13 protein-coding genes are annotated in these 14,092 nt (G+C 71.5%); 6 read left to right on the top strand and 7 right to left on the bottom strand.

Annotation, left to right across the window (positions count from 1 at the left end; genetic code table 11):
* Nucleotides 1–157: 157 nt before the first annotated feature.
* Together ABI214_RS08835 and ABI214_RS08830 are read right to left on the bottom strand one after the other, a co-directional pair.
* Complete coding sequence (locus tag ABI214_RS08835; protein ID WP_348608831.1) at nucleotides 158–1,798, bottom strand: thiamine pyrophosphate-binding protein; 1,641 nt, start codon at nucleotides 1,796–1,798, stop codon at nucleotides 158–160.
* A complete protein-coding gene (locus ABI214_RS08830; RefSeq protein WP_348608828.1) occupies nucleotides 1,795–2,571 on the bottom strand; it encodes a cyclase family protein in 777 nt (258 codons plus the stop codon). Before ABI214_RS08830 ends, ABI214_RS08835 begins: the two co-directional genes overlap by 4 nt.
* A gap of 247 nt (nucleotides 2,572–2,818) precedes the next feature.
* Between ABI214_RS08830 and ABI214_RS08825 the strand changes: the two genes are divergently transcribed.
* Entirely contained in the window at nucleotides 2,819–3,235 is a 417-nt protein-coding gene (locus tag ABI214_RS08825; protein ID WP_348608825.1) for a cold-shock protein, read from the top strand.
* A 78-nt stretch (nucleotides 3,236–3,313) separates the two neighbouring features.
* On the opposite strand, the gene ABI214_RS08820 is transcribed toward ABI214_RS08825, so the two are convergent.
* The 3 genes from ABI214_RS08820 to ABI214_RS08810 form a co-directional block, all read right to left on the bottom strand.
* Complete coding sequence (locus ABI214_RS08820) at nucleotides 3,314–3,814, bottom strand: DUF2771 family protein (RefSeq protein ID WP_348608822.1); 501 nt, start codon at nucleotides 3,812–3,814, stop codon at nucleotides 3,314–3,316.
* Nucleotides 3,815–3,838: 24 nt separating this feature from the next.
* Complete coding sequence (locus ABI214_RS08815) at nucleotides 3,839–5,590, bottom strand: MFS transporter (protein ID WP_408585873.1); 1,752 nt, start codon at nucleotides 5,588–5,590, stop codon at nucleotides 3,839–3,841.
* Nucleotides 5,591–5,679: 89 nt separating this feature from the next.
* Nucleotides 5,680–6,459, bottom strand: coding sequence for a glutaminyl-peptide cyclotransferase (locus ABI214_RS08810; RefSeq protein WP_408585874.1), 780 nt, complete (start codon nucleotides 6,457–6,459; stop codon nucleotides 5,680–5,682).
* A gap of 90 nt (nucleotides 6,460–6,549) precedes the next feature.
* On the opposite strand from ABI214_RS08810, the gene ABI214_RS08805 reads away from it, so the two are divergent.
* Genes ABI214_RS08805 through ABI214_RS08795 form a run of 3 tightly spaced genes read left to right on the top strand, consistent with a single transcriptional unit; the run spans nucleotide 6,550 to nucleotide 10,684 of the window.
* Nucleotides 6,550–7,362: a DUF3027 domain-containing protein gene (locus ABI214_RS08805; RefSeq protein ID WP_348611443.1), complete on the top strand. Its 813-nt coding sequence runs from the start codon at nucleotides 6,550–6,552 to the stop codon at nucleotides 7,360–7,362.
* Nucleotides 7,359–10,124 (top strand): sacsin N-terminal ATP-binding-like domain-containing protein, encoded by a 2,766-nt coding sequence (locus ABI214_RS08800; protein ID WP_348611440.1) that lies wholly within the window; start codon nucleotides 7,359–7,361, stop codon nucleotides 10,122–10,124. The genes ABI214_RS08805 and ABI214_RS08800 overlap by 4 nt, the downstream gene beginning before the upstream one ends.
* A 5-nt stretch (nucleotides 10,125–10,129) precedes the next feature.
* Nucleotides 10,130–10,684 carry a phosphatase PAP2 family protein gene (locus ABI214_RS08795; RefSeq protein ID WP_348611437.1) on the top strand — a complete coding sequence of 185 codons (555 nt, stop codon included), beginning with the start codon at nucleotides 10,130–10,132 and terminating at the stop codon, nucleotides 10,682–10,684.
* A gap of 45 nt (nucleotides 10,685–10,729) precedes the next feature.
* Here the strand turns inward: ABI214_RS08795 and ABI214_RS08790 are convergent, their stop codons facing one another.
* Entirely contained in the window at nucleotides 10,730–10,978 is a 249-nt protein-coding gene (locus ABI214_RS08790; RefSeq protein ID WP_348608819.1) for a DUF2530 domain-containing protein, read from the bottom strand.
* Between the two features lie 81 nt (nucleotides 10,979–11,059).
* Here ABI214_RS08790 and ABI214_RS08785 point away from each other — a divergent pair, with 81 nt between their 5' ends.
* Nucleotides 11,060–12,550 carry an NCS2 family permease gene (locus ABI214_RS08785; protein WP_348608816.1) on the top strand — a complete coding sequence of 497 codons (1,491 nt, stop codon included), beginning with the start codon at nucleotides 11,060–11,062 and terminating at the stop codon, nucleotides 12,548–12,550.
* 35 nt (nucleotides 12,551–12,585) lie between these two features.
* A complete protein-coding gene (locus tag ABI214_RS08780; protein ID WP_348608813.1) occupies nucleotides 12,586–13,014 on the top strand; it encodes a MarR family winged helix-turn-helix transcriptional regulator in 429 nt (142 codons plus the stop codon).
* Between the two features lie 66 nt (nucleotides 13,015–13,080).
* Here ABI214_RS08780 and ABI214_RS08775 read toward each other — a convergent pair whose 3' ends face one another.
* On the bottom strand, nucleotides 13,081–14,085 hold the full coding sequence (locus ABI214_RS08775; RefSeq protein ID WP_348608810.1) for a winged helix-turn-helix transcriptional regulator: 1,005 nt from the start codon (nucleotides 14,083–14,085) through the stop codon (nucleotides 13,081–13,083).
* Nucleotides 14,086–14,092 lie beyond the last annotated feature (7 nt).

The raw sequence follows: 14,092 nt of genomic DNA, 5'->3' as shown, positions 1-14,092 counted from the left end.
TGGTGGAAACGTGCCGCAGCCCCCGTGCTGCGCCGAGTAGTTTGTAGCACTTTCGTGACCTGATTGAAGGCAAAACTGGTCAATCGTCCAAAAGGGAACTGCTACGGGATCGGTTCAGTCGGGGAGGCGCGCTGACTCGAGATCGAAAATGCGCACGTCAGTGTCCCTTGAACGCCTCCGCCAGCCACCATGCGCCGCCGTCGGAGCTGACCTTCGCGTCGATCAGCAGTGGCCGAATCCGCGGGCCCGCCACCCATTCCCGGACGGCGTCGAGATCGCGCACCGACCGTACCGTCACGGCGTCGGCGCCGTAACCCCGGGCTATCGCGGCGATGTCGGTATCGGGGAAGGTGACCGCCGAGTGGTCGGTGCCGGGGGCGTCGAAGTGGTGGACCTCCGCACCGTACGCGCTGTCGTTGTAGACCACCAGCACCATCGGCAGCCCCAGTCGGACGACGGTCTCCAATTCCGAGATCCCCATGAGGAATCCGCCGTCGCCCAGCGCCGCGACCGGCAGCCGGTGCGGCTGGGCCAGTGCCGTCCCGATCGCGGTGGCCAGGCCCAGCCCGATCGACTGGAACGCCTGCGTGAAGCAGAAGCCGAACTCGTCCGGCACCGACAGGTACGCGCTCGGGTAGCCCATGAAGTTGCCGGAGTCCACCGACACCGTCCGCTCGCGGGGCAGGATCGCGTCCAGCTCGCGCGACAGCATCCGCGGGTCGATCGTCGCGTCGGTCGACAGGTCGTCGAAGGCGATGTCGTTCCAACGACCCTGCGCCGCAATGCGAGTCCGCACGTCGTCGGTGCGGTAGCCGATACCCGGCGCGGCCACGGCCTCGAGCGCGACGACCGCGGTCTCGCGGCAGTCGCCCAGCACCCCCAGGTCGATCGGGCGGTTCGCGCCCAGCGCCGCGTCGTCGACGTCCACCTGGACGACGGTCGCGCCGGCGCCGATCAGCGAGCCGTGCCGCATGGTCCACATGTTCAGCGCGCACCCCCAGCCGACGATCAGGTCGGCGTCGGAGATCAGCTCCGCGGCGAGCGGGGACGAGAACCCGCCGGAGATGCCCAGCGAGAACGGGTTTCCCTCGAACAAACCGTTGGCCACCGCCGACGTCGCGACCAGCGCGCCGGTCCGCTCCGCCAGCGCGGCGAGCTGCGGCCCGGCGTCCCGCGCGCCGCGACCGGCGACGAACACCGGTCGCTCCGCCCGTCCCAGCTGCGCCACCAGCGAGGCCAGGGCGTTCGCGTCCGGACGCACCCGCTGCGTCGGCGGCAGCAACGGCACCGCCCACGACTCCGGGGCCGGGTGCTCCTGCACGTCCAGCGGCAGGCTCAGCACCACGGTGCGGCGCTCGCGGACCGCCGTGCGGTACGCGCGGACGGTGTCGGCCACCGCCGACGCCGCCGAATGCACCCGCTCGGCCACCGCGCCGACGCTGCGGGCCAACGCGTCCTGGTCGATCCGGAAGTTCGAGCGCACCGCCGCCCCCGCGGTGTCGGCGGTCAGCACGATCAGCGGGGTGCGGCTCTTCGCCGCCTCCCCGATTCCCGTCAACGCGTTCGTCAGCCCGCACCCCTGATGGGTGGTCACGATCGCCGGGAGGCGCGACATGCGCGAGTAGGCGTCGGCCATCGTGGCCGCGCCGCCCTCGTGCCGGGCCGCGACGAACGGCACGCCCGCCGCGATCAGCGCGCCCGTGACCGCGAAGTTGCCGCTGCCCACCACGCCGAACGCGTGCCCGACGCCGAGGTCGGCGAGCGTGCGGCCGACCAACTGCGCGACGGTGACACTCATGGGTGCTCGACCAGCGCGAACACGCGTGCCGGGCTGCCGGTGCCGCCGACGATGGGCAACGGCGACGCCACCAGCACCGCGCCGAGGGTCGGCAGCCGGTCGACGCCCCGCAGCTGCGTCAGGCCGTACTTGTCGTTGCCGAGCAGGTAGTAGTGCGCCGGGAACATCGGGTCGAAGGTGCCCGCGATGCCGGCGTCGATGCCGACCGTCTCCACGCCCAGGCCGGTGATGGGGCTCTGCTCGGCCAGCCACTTGGCCGCCGCCACCGAGACACCGGGGGTGTGCGGGCCGTCCGCGTCGGCGTTCGCGAACCGCGCCGGATCGGAGCCGCGCTCGGCCCAGCCGGTGCGCAGGATCAGCCACGCGCCGTCCGGCAGCGGGCCGTTCTCCGCCTCCCACGCCTCGATGTGCTCCACCTCGAGCACGAAGTCGGGGTTCCGCTCCACCTCGGCGGTGACGTCGACGACCGCGACCGGGCCGATGAGCCGCTCCGGCGGGATCTGATCGACGCTCGCGCCGTCGCGGCCGGTGATCCAGTGCGTCGGCGCGTCCAGGTGGGTGCCGGTGTGCTCGCCGGTGTGCAGGTTGTTCCACGCCCACATCGGGCCGTCGTCGTCGAAGTTGCTGACCGTCTCGAGTTGCGCCGGGATGGTGTTCGCGAACGGCTCCGGCAGGTGCAGCACCGGCGTCTGCGCGCTCAGCGGGGCGGTGAGGTCGACCACCTCGATGCTCTTGGAGCCGATCTTGGTGAGCAGGTCGGTCAGCGTCGTCACGGTGTGGTCCTCCTGTCGTCGGGATGGTCCAGCACCGGATCGCCGACCATCGCGACCAGTATCGGCTACGGACCGACCGACTGGTCTGTAGACCTCGGACACCGGGAAACGTGGGTGCCGGGCCACCGTTCCGACGGGTACACTCGGGCATTCACGCGTCCCGCACTCCACGTGGGGCGCGTTGTTTTGCATTATCCACGCGCGCGCTCAACGGAGAGCGCGGCAGGCAGATGAGCAGGTGAACGCGGTGCCTACCGGCAAGGTGAAGTGGTACGACGTCGAGAAGGGGTTCGGCTTCCTGTCGCAGGAAGAGGGGGAGGACGTGTACGTGCGCGCGGCCGCGCTGCCCGACGGCGTCGAGGGCCTCAAGGCCGGCCAGCGCGTCGAGTTCGGCATGGCCGCCGGTCGCCGTGGACCGCAGGCGCTGAGCGTCAAGGTGCTCGACCCGGCGCCGTCGGTGCGCCAGGGCGGCGGCGCCCGCCGCGATGCCGCCGTGCCCCGCAAGCACACGCCCGACGAGCTGCACGGCATGGTCGAGGACATGATCACGCTGCTCGAGGCCACGATCCAGCCCGACCTGCGCAAGGGCAAGTACCCGGACCGCAAGACCGCCCAGCGGATCTCCGAGGTGGTGCGCGCCGTCGCCCGCGAACTCGACAGCTGAGTCGCGAACCGCACTGACGAAAAGAGGGAGCCCTCCGGTGAATCACCGGAGGGCTCCCGTCGTTCGTAACGGCGCCGGTTACTGCGCCGGGGCGACCACGCCGCCGCCCGGCAACGGCATCGTCTGGATGGCCCAGATCGGGGCCAGTCCGCCCTTGGCGGGGAGCTGGATGATCGCGCTGATCAGCTGCTCACCCGGGTTGCCGGGGACCGTCACCGCGTACGCCTCACCGGGCTTGTAGTCGCGGTAGCCCTCGAAGATCTCGCCGGTCTTCGGGTTGCCGATCTGGACGTTCAGCCGCCAGTCCGAGTCCGCGACCTCCTTCGGCAGCGACAGCTGCAGCGGGTAGCCCTCGGGCACGTGGAGTTCGACGATCTCGAGCCCCGCACACTGCAGCGACGCGTCGCAGAAACCGGGCTGGAGCTGCGCGGACTCCTGGTGCGCGTACGCGGTGATGGTCGGCAGCTGCTCCGGTGCCTTACCGACGAGGTAGGCAACGACCCCGGCGAGACCTGCCGCGACTACCACCACTACCGCCGCGATCAGCGCAACAATGTTCTTCGTCCGGGGTTGCATCATCGATTCCGTTTCTCGTTCGGTGGATCAGTCGGCACGAGGGCTGTGGCCGACGGCGGTCTCGGGGTTGACGTGCTCCGGGCGCCTGCCGCCCAGCCCCGGGAGCAGGGTCGCTCCGCGGTAGGTCAGGATCGTCTGCACCAGGCCGATCGTAAGCACCACCGACACGACGGTGAAACCGATCCACAGTTCGGTGGGCAGCAGCACACCCAGGGCCCCGCCGATGACCCAGCTGAGCTGGAGGACGGTCTCGGACCGGCCGAAGCCGGACGCGATGGACTCCTCGGGCAGGTCCTGCTGCAGCGACGCGTCCAGCGAGACCTTCGCCAGCGCGCTCGCCCCGGACGCCACGAGCGCCGCGAGCGCCGCCGCGAGCAGGTTGCCGGTGACCGCCACGAGGATCGCCACCACCGTCACCGCGATGGTGCAGCGCAGCACCACCAGCGCCGGGCGACCCAGTTCGAGGCGGGCGCCGGTGGCGTTGCCCGCGAAGTTGCCGATGCCCGCCGCCGCGCCGACCAGACCGAGCGTCGCGGCCTGCATCAGCGCCTCGTGGTTGGTGTTGGCCTTCGCGACGAACGCGATGTACAGCGTCAGGAAGCCGGTCAGGACGCGGATGGTGCCGTTGCCCCACAGGCCCGTGACCACCACGCGCCCGAGCGGTTGCCGCTTGGTCGCCTTGCCTTCGCCCGCCGGGGCGCGTCCCTTCGCGCTCACGTCGATCAGTTCGGTGGGGGAGTCGTCACCGTGGAACGTCAGCGTCGCGGGGACCTCGCCCTCGGTGACCTCGACCCACGCCGGGATCCGCATGCTCAGGTAGGCGCCCAGCGCGGTGATCACCGCGGCCAGCCACAACGCACCCGTCGACCCGGTCACCAGCGCCAGCGCTCCGGCCAGCGCGCCGGCCCCGATGGTGCCGCCGATCAGGCCGAACACCGTCAGCCGCGAATTGACCCGCACGAGGTCTATCTCGGGTGGCAGCACGCGTGGCGTGACCGCGCTCTTGAGCACCGAGAACGACTTGCTGAGCACCATCATCCCCAGCGCGCACGGATACAGCGCCCAGCTGTCGAAGTTGAAGACCAGCACGATCGCCAGCACCGTCCGCAGCGCGAACGACGACGCCAGCGCGATCCGTCGGCCCCGCTGCAGCCGGTCCAGGGCCGGCCCGATGAGGGGTGCGATCACCGCGAACGGCGCGATCGTGATCAGCAGGTACAGCGCAACCTTGGTCTTATCCTCGCCCGTCGCCGCCGAGAAGAACAGCGTGTTGGCCAGTGCGACGGCGATCGCGGCGTCGGTCGCGAAGTTCGCCATCACCGCGTACGTCAGCGCCGTCAGCCCGGACTTGTCGGCGCCGTCGGCGGTCGCGGCGCGGCGGAACGTCGCGATGCCCTTGTTCGTCAGTTCGCGGCTGCGCATCGCCGCGACCCGGGTGACCGTCAGCTTGCGGGGCATCGGCGGCGGCTTCGGGGCGCCGGTGTCGGCGCCGCGGGCCGTCTCGCCCGCGCCCGCGCCCGCGCCTGCGCCGGCGTCCGGTTCGGGCATCGGTCGCGTCGGGGGCGATGCGGGTGAGTCGGGCGTCGGGGGCGTCGGCGGTGCGATGCGCTCGGTGTGCGCCGACCGGTCCACCGGGTGCAGCGGCGGCAGCGGCGCCCGCCGTGCGGCCGGGCGCTGGGACGGCGGGTATCTGTCGTAGCCGGGATGTCGCCGCGGCGCGGGATCACGCGGTTGCTGCCCACGCCTCGAGGCGTCGTGGGGTTCGCGGGGGCCGGTCACCCCTCAATTCTGTCCTAGTCGTCGGACAATGCACGACACGGGCGGTCCGTTCCAGCTCGCCCGGACGTGTCGGACCCAGGTAGCAGCGCTCAGGCGACGAAGCGGACCTCGTACATCCGCGGCCACAGCTTGCCGGTGACGAGGAACCGGTCGGTGCCGGGGATCTGCGCGATTCCGTTGAGGACGTCGATGCCGCCGCGCTCGCCGGCGGGCAGCGCGGCCTTCAGGTTGTCGGCGTCGATCCGCCCCACCACGGCGCCCGTCGCGGGGTCGATCTTCACGATCAGGTCGGTGGTCCACACGTTGGCGTACACGAAACCGTCGCTGCCGCACTCGAGTTCGTTGAGCTGGTCGAGCGGGCGGCCGTCGAGGGTGACGTCGACCGATCCGGTCGCGTCGAACGTCGCCGGATCCCGGAAGGTCAGGGTGTCCGAGCCGTTGCTCATCACCAGCCGGTCAACCTGCGTGCACAGCCCCCAGCCCTCGCCGTCGTACTCGACCTGCCGCCGCTGGGTGAGGGTGTCGCGGTCGCGGGCGATCGCGACCCCGTCCTTCCAGGTGATCTGCCAGACGGTGTCGCCGGCGACGGTGATGCCCTCCCCGAACATCGGCCGCGCCAGGTCGGCGCGGGCCAGCTCGGTGCCGGTGTCGAGCGACGTCGCCCGCACCCACGACTGGCCGACGCGGCCGGTGCTCTCGTAGAGCGTGCCGTCGGAGATCTCCAGGCCCTGGGTGAACGCGCCGGGGTCGTGCGGCAGCTCCCGGACGATCTCCGGCCTCAACTGTGCGGCGATCACCGCACCCTCCGGCGGGGCGGTGGAGGCGCTCGAGGAACAGCCGGCGAGCAGCGCGAGGGCGAGAACGGACACTCCGATTGCAGTGGGTTGCGGGGCGCGACGCCGATTCACGGGACCAGCATGACAGCCCGCACGCGCACACACGGGACCGAGTGCGGCAAGATGGACAACGTGAGTGTTGCGTCGTCTCCAGAGAGCGCCGTCGTGCGCCCGGTCCTCGCTCGAGCCGTCGACCGCGCCCGCGAGGCGCTCGTCGAGCTCCATGAAGGCGGCGTGGGTAAGCATCTCGGCGTCGCCGCGGAGGACTACTGCTCCGCCACACACCGGTTCGAGGCCGACCTGCCCGGCTATCACGGCTGGCAGTGGGCCGTCGTCGTGGCCGCCGCGCCCGAGTCCGATCACGTGACCATCAGCGAGCTCGCGCTGCTGCCTGGTCCGGACGCCCTCGTCGCGCCCGAGTGGTTGCCGTGGGACCAGCGCGTCCGGCCGGGTGACCTGTCGCCGGGCGACCTGCTGGCACCCGCGCCGAACGATCCGCGGCTGGTGCCCGGCTACGTCGCGACCGGTGACCCCGAGATCGACGAGGTCGCGTTCGAGGTGGGCCTGGGCCGCAAGCAGGTCATGAGCCGCGAAGGCCGGGTCGACTGCGCCGAGCGCTGGCACGAGAGCGACTACGGACCCGACTCCGACATGGCGAAGGCCGCGCCGTCGACGTGCGAGCTGTGCGGCTTCTACCTGCCGCTGGCCGGTTCGCTGCACGCCGCGTTCGGCGTGTGCGGCAACGAGATGGCGGCCGACGGGCACGTCGTGACCGCCACCTACGGCTGCGGTGCACACTCCGACACGACGCTGCCGACCGGCGCCGGCACCCCGCGCTACGACGCCTACGACGACGCCGCGATCGAGGTCGTCGAGATCACCGCCGAGGCGCCCACCGATCCCGAGCCCCCGCTGGATCCGGCATCGGACAGCTGACGGATCCCTTCGACACCGCCGCGCTACGCGAGGGGACGCTTCTCGCATGGCGCAGCTCTCCCACGCGTCTGCGGGAGGACGCCGCCGCCGAGGCGGACCTGGTTCGGGCCGGCTACCGTGACCGGCTCCTGACCGAGCTGGCCCAGAACGCGGCCGACGCCGCCGCGAAGGCCGGGGTGCCGGGGACGCTGCGGGTGCAACTGCACGGCGACGTGCTGCGCGTCGCGAACACCGGTGCCCCGCTCGACCGGGACGGTGTGCACGCGCTGACCGCGCTGCGGGCATCCGGGAAGACCGGAAAGTCCTCGGGGGTGGGGCAATTCGGCGTCGGCTTCACCGCCGTCCTGGCGGTGAGCGACGACGTCGAGCTGCGCTCGGCGAGCGGCTCGCTGCAGTTCTCGGCCGACCGGACGCGCGACGCACTCGCCGCGGCCGGGCTCGCGGTGCCCACCGTCGGCGCGCCGGTGCTGCGGCTGGTGTGGGCTACCGACGAGCGTCCGCCCACCGGCTTCGACACCGAGGTGGTGCTGCGGCTGCGCCCCGACGTGCACGGCGCCGGCGCGGTAGCCCTTCTCACCAGGTTCGCCGCCGAGGCCGTCGACCTGCTTCTCGAGCTGCCCGCCCTGAAATCCATCGAGATCGACGGGACGGTGCTGCGCCGCACCGAACGCGACCTCGGGGACGGGCTCGTCGAGATGACCGTCGGCCACACCACGTGGTGGCAGTACGCCACCGAGTCCGCACGCTGGCTGGTGCCCGTGCTGGACGGGCGGGTGCGGCCGGTCACCGGCGACGTGCTGCGGGCGCCCACCCGCTCCGACGAGGAACTGTCGCTCCCGGCGGTCGTGATCGCGGACGTCCCGCTGCAGCCCGACCGACGGCGCATCCTGCCTGGGGCGCCGCTGACCGACGTCGCCCGCGGCTACGCGCGGTTCCTCGCCGCCCTGCCGCGCGACCAGCGCCTCGAACTCGTCCCGCAGCCCGGATTCGCCCGCAGCGAGGTCGACGCCGCGCTCCGCGAGGCGGTGCTGCAGGAACTGCGCACCCAGCCGTGGGTGCCCGCCGCCGACTCCGACGGCGCCGACCTGGTCCCGGCCCGGGCCACGGTCGTCTCCGGTCTCACCCCGGAGCTGGCCGACGCCCTCGCCGACGTCGTGCCCGAACTCGTCGACCCGGAGCTGTCCGGTCCGCTGTTCGCGTCGGCGCTCGCGGCCGTGGACGTGCACCGGATCGGGTTGGCGCGCATCGCCGAACTGCTGGGGGGCCACGACCGGGAACCGTCGTGGTGGCACGCCCTGTACGCCGCGCTCGAGCCGCTCGTCGTGGACGCGCTGGCCGTGGAAGAGCTTGCCGCCGTTCCGGTTCCGCTCGCCGACGGCCGAACCGTCACCGGCCCGCGGACCACCGTCACCGGCACCGACCTGGGGTCCGTGGTCGGCGACGCCGCGTCGGCCCTCGACTGGGTGCGCCTGGTCCACCCCGACGCCGCGCACCCGCTGCTGCACCGGCTCGGTGCCGAGCGCGCGACCGCCGGGGACCTGCTGTCGGATCCGGCGCTGCGGGCGCGGATCGAGGACGTCGACTACGACGATCCCACCGCGGCAACAGAATTGGCGTCCGTCGTGCTCGCGCTCGTCGGCGCGGCCGCGCCCGACGCGCGGCCCGCCTGGCTCGGTGAGCTGCCGCTGCCGGACGCCGACGGCGAACTGGTGCCGGCCGACGAGCTGCTGCTGCCGGGGGCGCCGCTCGCCGGCCTCCTCGACGAGGACTCGCCGTTCGGCACGGTGGACCCGGGACTCGTCGAACGGGTGGGGGAGGAGCCGCTGCGCGCGCTCGGCGTCGGCTGGGGCTTCGCGGTGCTGCGCGCCGAGCTGCCCACCGGTCCCGAGCACGACCTCGACGACGAGGGCGCCTGGTGGGACACCCTCGCCGACGATCCCGAGACGCTGATCGCCGTCCGCGACCTTGACCTGGTCGATCCCGCCCACTGGCCGCAGGCCCTGACGCTGCTGGCGGACGACCCGGACACCGCGGCCGCCCTGGCCGACCGCGACGGCTACACCGCGTGGTGGCTGCGCCGGCACGCCGAGATCGACGGCCGCCGCCTGGGCCTGCTGCGGGCGCACGACGACGACACGTTCGCCGGCCTGCTCGACGTCCTCGACCACCCGGCCGCGCCCGCCCTCGCCGTGGCCATGGCGCCGACGTCGGTCGACGACACTGAACTGGCCGGGGTGCTGCTGGACCGGCTCGCCGACCCGGAGCGCACCGTCACCCCCGACGTGGTCACCCGCACGCACCGGCTGCTGGCCGCGGCCGCCGCCCGCGGGGTGCTCGACCTCGACGAACTCGGGCTGCCCGCGCGCGTCCGCAGCCTCGCCGGCACCGTCACCGAACCGGACGCCGCGCTGGTCCTCGACCGCCCGCACCTCGGGGCCGTCGTCCCGCCCCAGCGGATCGTGCTCGGTGCGTTCGACACCGCCGCCGCCCTCGCCGACCTGCTGGACCTGCCGCTCGCGTCCGCCGCCGTCCAGGCGGAGGTCCTGGGCGACGGCGCCGTCAGCGCGTGGGACCGGGAACCCGACGCGGTGCTCACGTGCACGACGCTCGGGCTGCCGCTGCCCACCGGTCCCGTCGTCGTGCACGACGACCTCGTCGTCCGGCTGCACGGCGCGGTCGACGGCGACGCCGCGGTCCCGTGGTGGGTGGACGACACCGGCCGCACGCACATCCGTCGTCGCCGGATCGGAGGAGGCGCATGACGAGCGTGAACGTCGACCAGTCGGTGCTGCAGTGGATGCTCGACCGGCGCACCCCGTGGCTGACCGACATGTTCACGGTGATCACGCACAGCGGCGGCACCGTCGCGGTGTTCCTGATCGCCACCGCCGTCACGATCGCGCTGCTGTCCCGGCGCCGCACCGCGGAGGCGGTGATGATCGCCGGGTCGATGCTGTCCGGGTGGGCGGCGATGAGCCTGCTCAAACATTTGTTCGCTCGTGAGCGTCCGCCGGTGCCGGACCGGCTGGTGGCTCTGGACTCGTATGCCTTCCCGTCCGGGCACGCCATGATGACCGCGATCCTCGCGTGCGTGCTGGGCGCAGTGGTGGTGCGGACGGTCGGCCCGGGCATCCGCCGGACCGCTCTGCTCGTGCTGCTCGCGTGCTACACCCTCGCGGTCGGGATCTCGCGGGTGTATCTGGCCGCACACTGGCTCACCGACGTCCTCGCCGGATGGGCGTTCGGTGTGGCGTGGGCCGCACTGTGGATCTGGGCGATCAGCCGCCGAAATGCACCGACAACACGCACGAACAGCGTGTGAAATCCCTCACCGGCCGGAACCGGCTGGCGTGACCGGTCGTTTTCCTCAGTCGAGTCCGCGCTGCGCGCCGCGCCTGCCGCGCCTGGCCGCGCGGCGCTGGACGAGGAACAATCCGAATCCCAGGACGCCCAGGGCGGTTCCGGCGTAACAGATCGGCAGCGCGTCGCTCCAGCGGTCGCCCGACAGGAGGACCACGACGGTCGCCACGACCCAGGCCGCGGTGGCCACCACGACCACCGGACGTGGGTCGGACAGACGCTCCACGAGCGTCGGCGTGCTATGGATTTCGGTCACACGATTAAGTTACCCGCGCGTCGGTGGCCTAATCTGCCAGGTGCGAAACCCCACTTCCCGGCGATTGGACCGAAATTCGACATGGCGGTTACCGAAAAGACCCCCGAGCCCACACGGCAGTCGGCGCCCTCGCGGATGCTCGACACCTACTTCAAGATCGCCGAGCGGGGCTCGACCGTCAGCCGAGAGGTCCGCGGCGGCGTGGTCACGTTCGTGGCCATGGCGTACATCGTCGTCCTCAACCCGCTGATCCTCGGTAGCTTCTCCGCCGACGACGCGGCCGCCAAGACCGACGTGCTCGGCAACATCCTGCCGGTCAGCCAGGTGGCCGCCGTCACCGCGCTCGTCGCGGGCCTGATGAGCATCCTCTTCGGCGTCATCGCCAACTACCCGTTCGGCATCGCCGCGGGTCTCGGCATCAACAGCCTGCTGGCGGTGTCGATCGCGCCGCAGGTGACGTGGCCCGAGGCCATGGGTCTGGTCGTCATCGACGGCATCATCATCGTCGTGCTGGCCGCCACCGGCTTCCGGACCGCCGTCTTCAACGCGATCCCGCGGGAGCTCAAGGCCGCCATCGCGGCCGGCATCGGCATGTTCATCGCGTTCATCGGTCTCGTCGACGCCGGCTTCGTGCGCCGCATCCCCGACGCCGCCGGCACGTCCGTCCCGGTCGGTCTCGGCATCAACGGTTCGATCGCCGCGTGGCCGACGGTCGTGTTCATCTTCGGTGTCCTGCTCATGGGCGTCCTGGTTGTGCGCAAGGTCCGCGGTGGTCTGCTGATCGGCATCGTCGTCACCACGGTGCTCGCCGCGATCGTCGAGGCGGTCTTCCACGTGGGCGCCTCGAAGGGCGTGGACCCCAAGGGCTGGAACCTCAGCGTCCCCGCCGTGCCCGACGTGGTCGCGCAGCTGCCGGACCTGAGCCTGGTCGGCGACTTCAGCCTCTTCGGCGCGTTCACGCGCATCGGCGTCCTCGCCGCGAGCCTGCTGGTCTTCACGCTGGTGCTCGCCAACTTCTTCGACGCGATGGGCACGATGACCGGCCTCGGCAAGGAAGCCGGTCTCGCCGACAAGGACGGCAACCTGCCCGGCATCGGCAAGGCGCTCATCGTCGAGGGCGCCGGCGCGGTCGTCGGCGGTGGCGCGTCCGCGTCGTCGAACACCGTCTTCGTCGAGTCCGCGTCCGGCATCGCCGAGGGCGCCCGCACCGGCCTCGCGAACGTCGTCACGGGTGTGCTGTTCCTGGCCGCAATGTTCCTCACCCCGCTCTACTCGGTGGTGCCGATCGAGGCGGCCGCTCCGGCTCTGGTCGTGGTGGGCGCGTTGATGATCGGTCAGGTGCGCGACATCGACTTCAGCAAGTTCTCGATCGCGCTGCCCGCGTTCCTGACGATCGTCACCATGCCGTTCACCTACTCGATCGCCAACGGCATCGGTGTCGGCTTCATCTCCTACGTGGTCCTCGCGGCCGCGGGCGGCAACGCCAAGAAGGTGCATCCCCTGCTGTGGATCGTTGCGGCGCTGTTCGTCGCGTACTTCGCCGTCGGCCCGATCACTGACGCCGTTACGTGATTGACAGGGCGCGAGTTCCCGTATTGTTTGGTTCTGTGACATCGGATACTCGCGCCCTGGCCAGCGACCTGTCCCTAGCTGTGGTGCGACTGACGCGCCACCTGCGGGGACGGCGAAGCGAGGCTCAGGTGTCGCTGACACAGCTGTCGGCGCTGGCAACGCTCAGCGCCGAAGGTTCCATGACTCCGGGTGCGCTGGCGGCCCGCGAGAAGGTCCAGCCGCCGTCGATGACCCGGGTCATCGCGTCCCTCGCGGATCTCGGACTGGTCGATCGCACACCGCATCCCACCGACGGGCGGCAGATCATCGTCTCGCTGTCCGACTCCGGGCACGCGCTCATGGAGAGCGAGACTCAGGCTCGGGAGGCCTGGATGACCGAGAAGCTGTCGCACCTCGACGGCAAGGACCTCGAGACCCTGCGCGACGCGGTCGCCATAATCACGTCGCTCGTCGAGAACGACTGAACCAGAACCCAGACCTGGGCCCGAACGTGTTCGGGTCCAGGTTTTTTCGTTTCGTGACCGGCGAGGTCATAAGGTGCCGGGACGCCCGGCCCGGTGGGCATCCGTGGTTCGCGACTCCACCGACACGGTTCGTGACTCCAGTTCCGCACCGCACTCGCTGCACGCGAACCGCGGGGTGAATCCGTCACCACATGTGGTGTGCGTGAACGTGATCGCATCCCCCTCGGGGGCGGGGAACCACCGCTGACCCCACACGATCATGGACACCACCACCGGGAAGAACGCCCGGCCCTTCTCGGTCAGGTGATAGGTCACCCGGTCGACACGTTCGGTGCTGGGAGACTCGCTCAGCACGCCGAGTTCGGTGAAGGTGCGCAGTCGGTCCGCCACGATCGTGGGAGACGACTGCATCCGCTCGGCGAACTCGCTGTAGCGCCGGGCACCGAACAGCGCCGAACCCAGCATCGCGGCCGACCAGCGGTTGCCGATGAGTTCCATGGTCTGCGGAAGCACCTGTGGCAGACGCGCGGCGCCGCTCGATCGCCGTCGGCTCGAGGCCGCGGGGACACTGCGGGTCCAGCCGCCGCTCGGTCCCATCTCGGCGATGACGTCGCGGGCGCCGGCGGGACGCCCACACGAGACGCACTCGAGGCGCGGGGTGAAGTGCCGGCCGCACACGGTGTGCCGCATGAGCGGGAGCACGCCCTGATCGGGCGCCCACTGCAGTTCCCAGGACCACACCGACAGCAGGACCGACCACAGTTCCCGGCCGCAGGCGGTCCGCCGGTACTCGTAGCGGGGCGGCCTCTCCTGATACTGGATCCGGTCGAACAGTCCCGCGTCGGTGAGCGCGGCCAGCCGCGAGGACAGGACGGCGTGCGAGATTCCACCGGCCGCCATCCAGTCGCGGTAGCGCTTGGCGCCCTGGAAGGAATGGCGGAGGATCCACAGGTTCCACTCGTCTCCGAGGAGACCGAGGGCGACCGCGATGGCGTTGTCGCCGCCCGGGGCGAGCATGCGCCCGGCGGTCGGAGTCGCGGCCGCCGCGTCGGGTGCATGCTCGTCGGACATCCCCCGA

The organism is Prescottella soli, from assembly GCF_040024445.1.
GTDB lineage: Bacteria > Actinomycetota > Actinomycetes > Mycobacteriales > Mycobacteriaceae > Prescottella > Prescottella soli.
This window is presented reverse-complemented; position numbering and strand designations above follow the sequence as displayed.

What these genes read in the sequence shown, in the direction of transcription:
- ABI214_RS08785 (WP_348608816.1), top strand. Translation starts at nt 11,060, where the DNA reads ATGGCGGTTACCGAAAAGACCCCCGAGCCCACACGGCAGTCGGCGCCC.
- ABI214_RS08820 (WP_348608822.1), bottom strand. Translation starts at nt 3,814, where the DNA reads ATGATGCAACCCCGGACGAAGAACATTGTTGCGCTGATCGCGGCGGTA.
- ABI214_RS08805 (WP_348611443.1), top strand. Translation starts at nt 6,550, where the DNA reads ATGGACAACGTGAGTGTTGCGTCGTCTCCAGAGAGCGCCGTCGTGCGC.
- ABI214_RS08775 (WP_348608810.1), bottom strand. Translation starts at nt 14,085, where the DNA reads ATGTCCGACGAGCATGCACCCGACGCGGCGGCCGCGACTCCGACCGCC.
- ABI214_RS08835 (WP_348608831.1), bottom strand. Translation starts at nt 1,798, where the DNA reads ATGAGTGTCACCGTCGCGCAGTTGGTCGGCCGCACGCTCGCCGACCTC.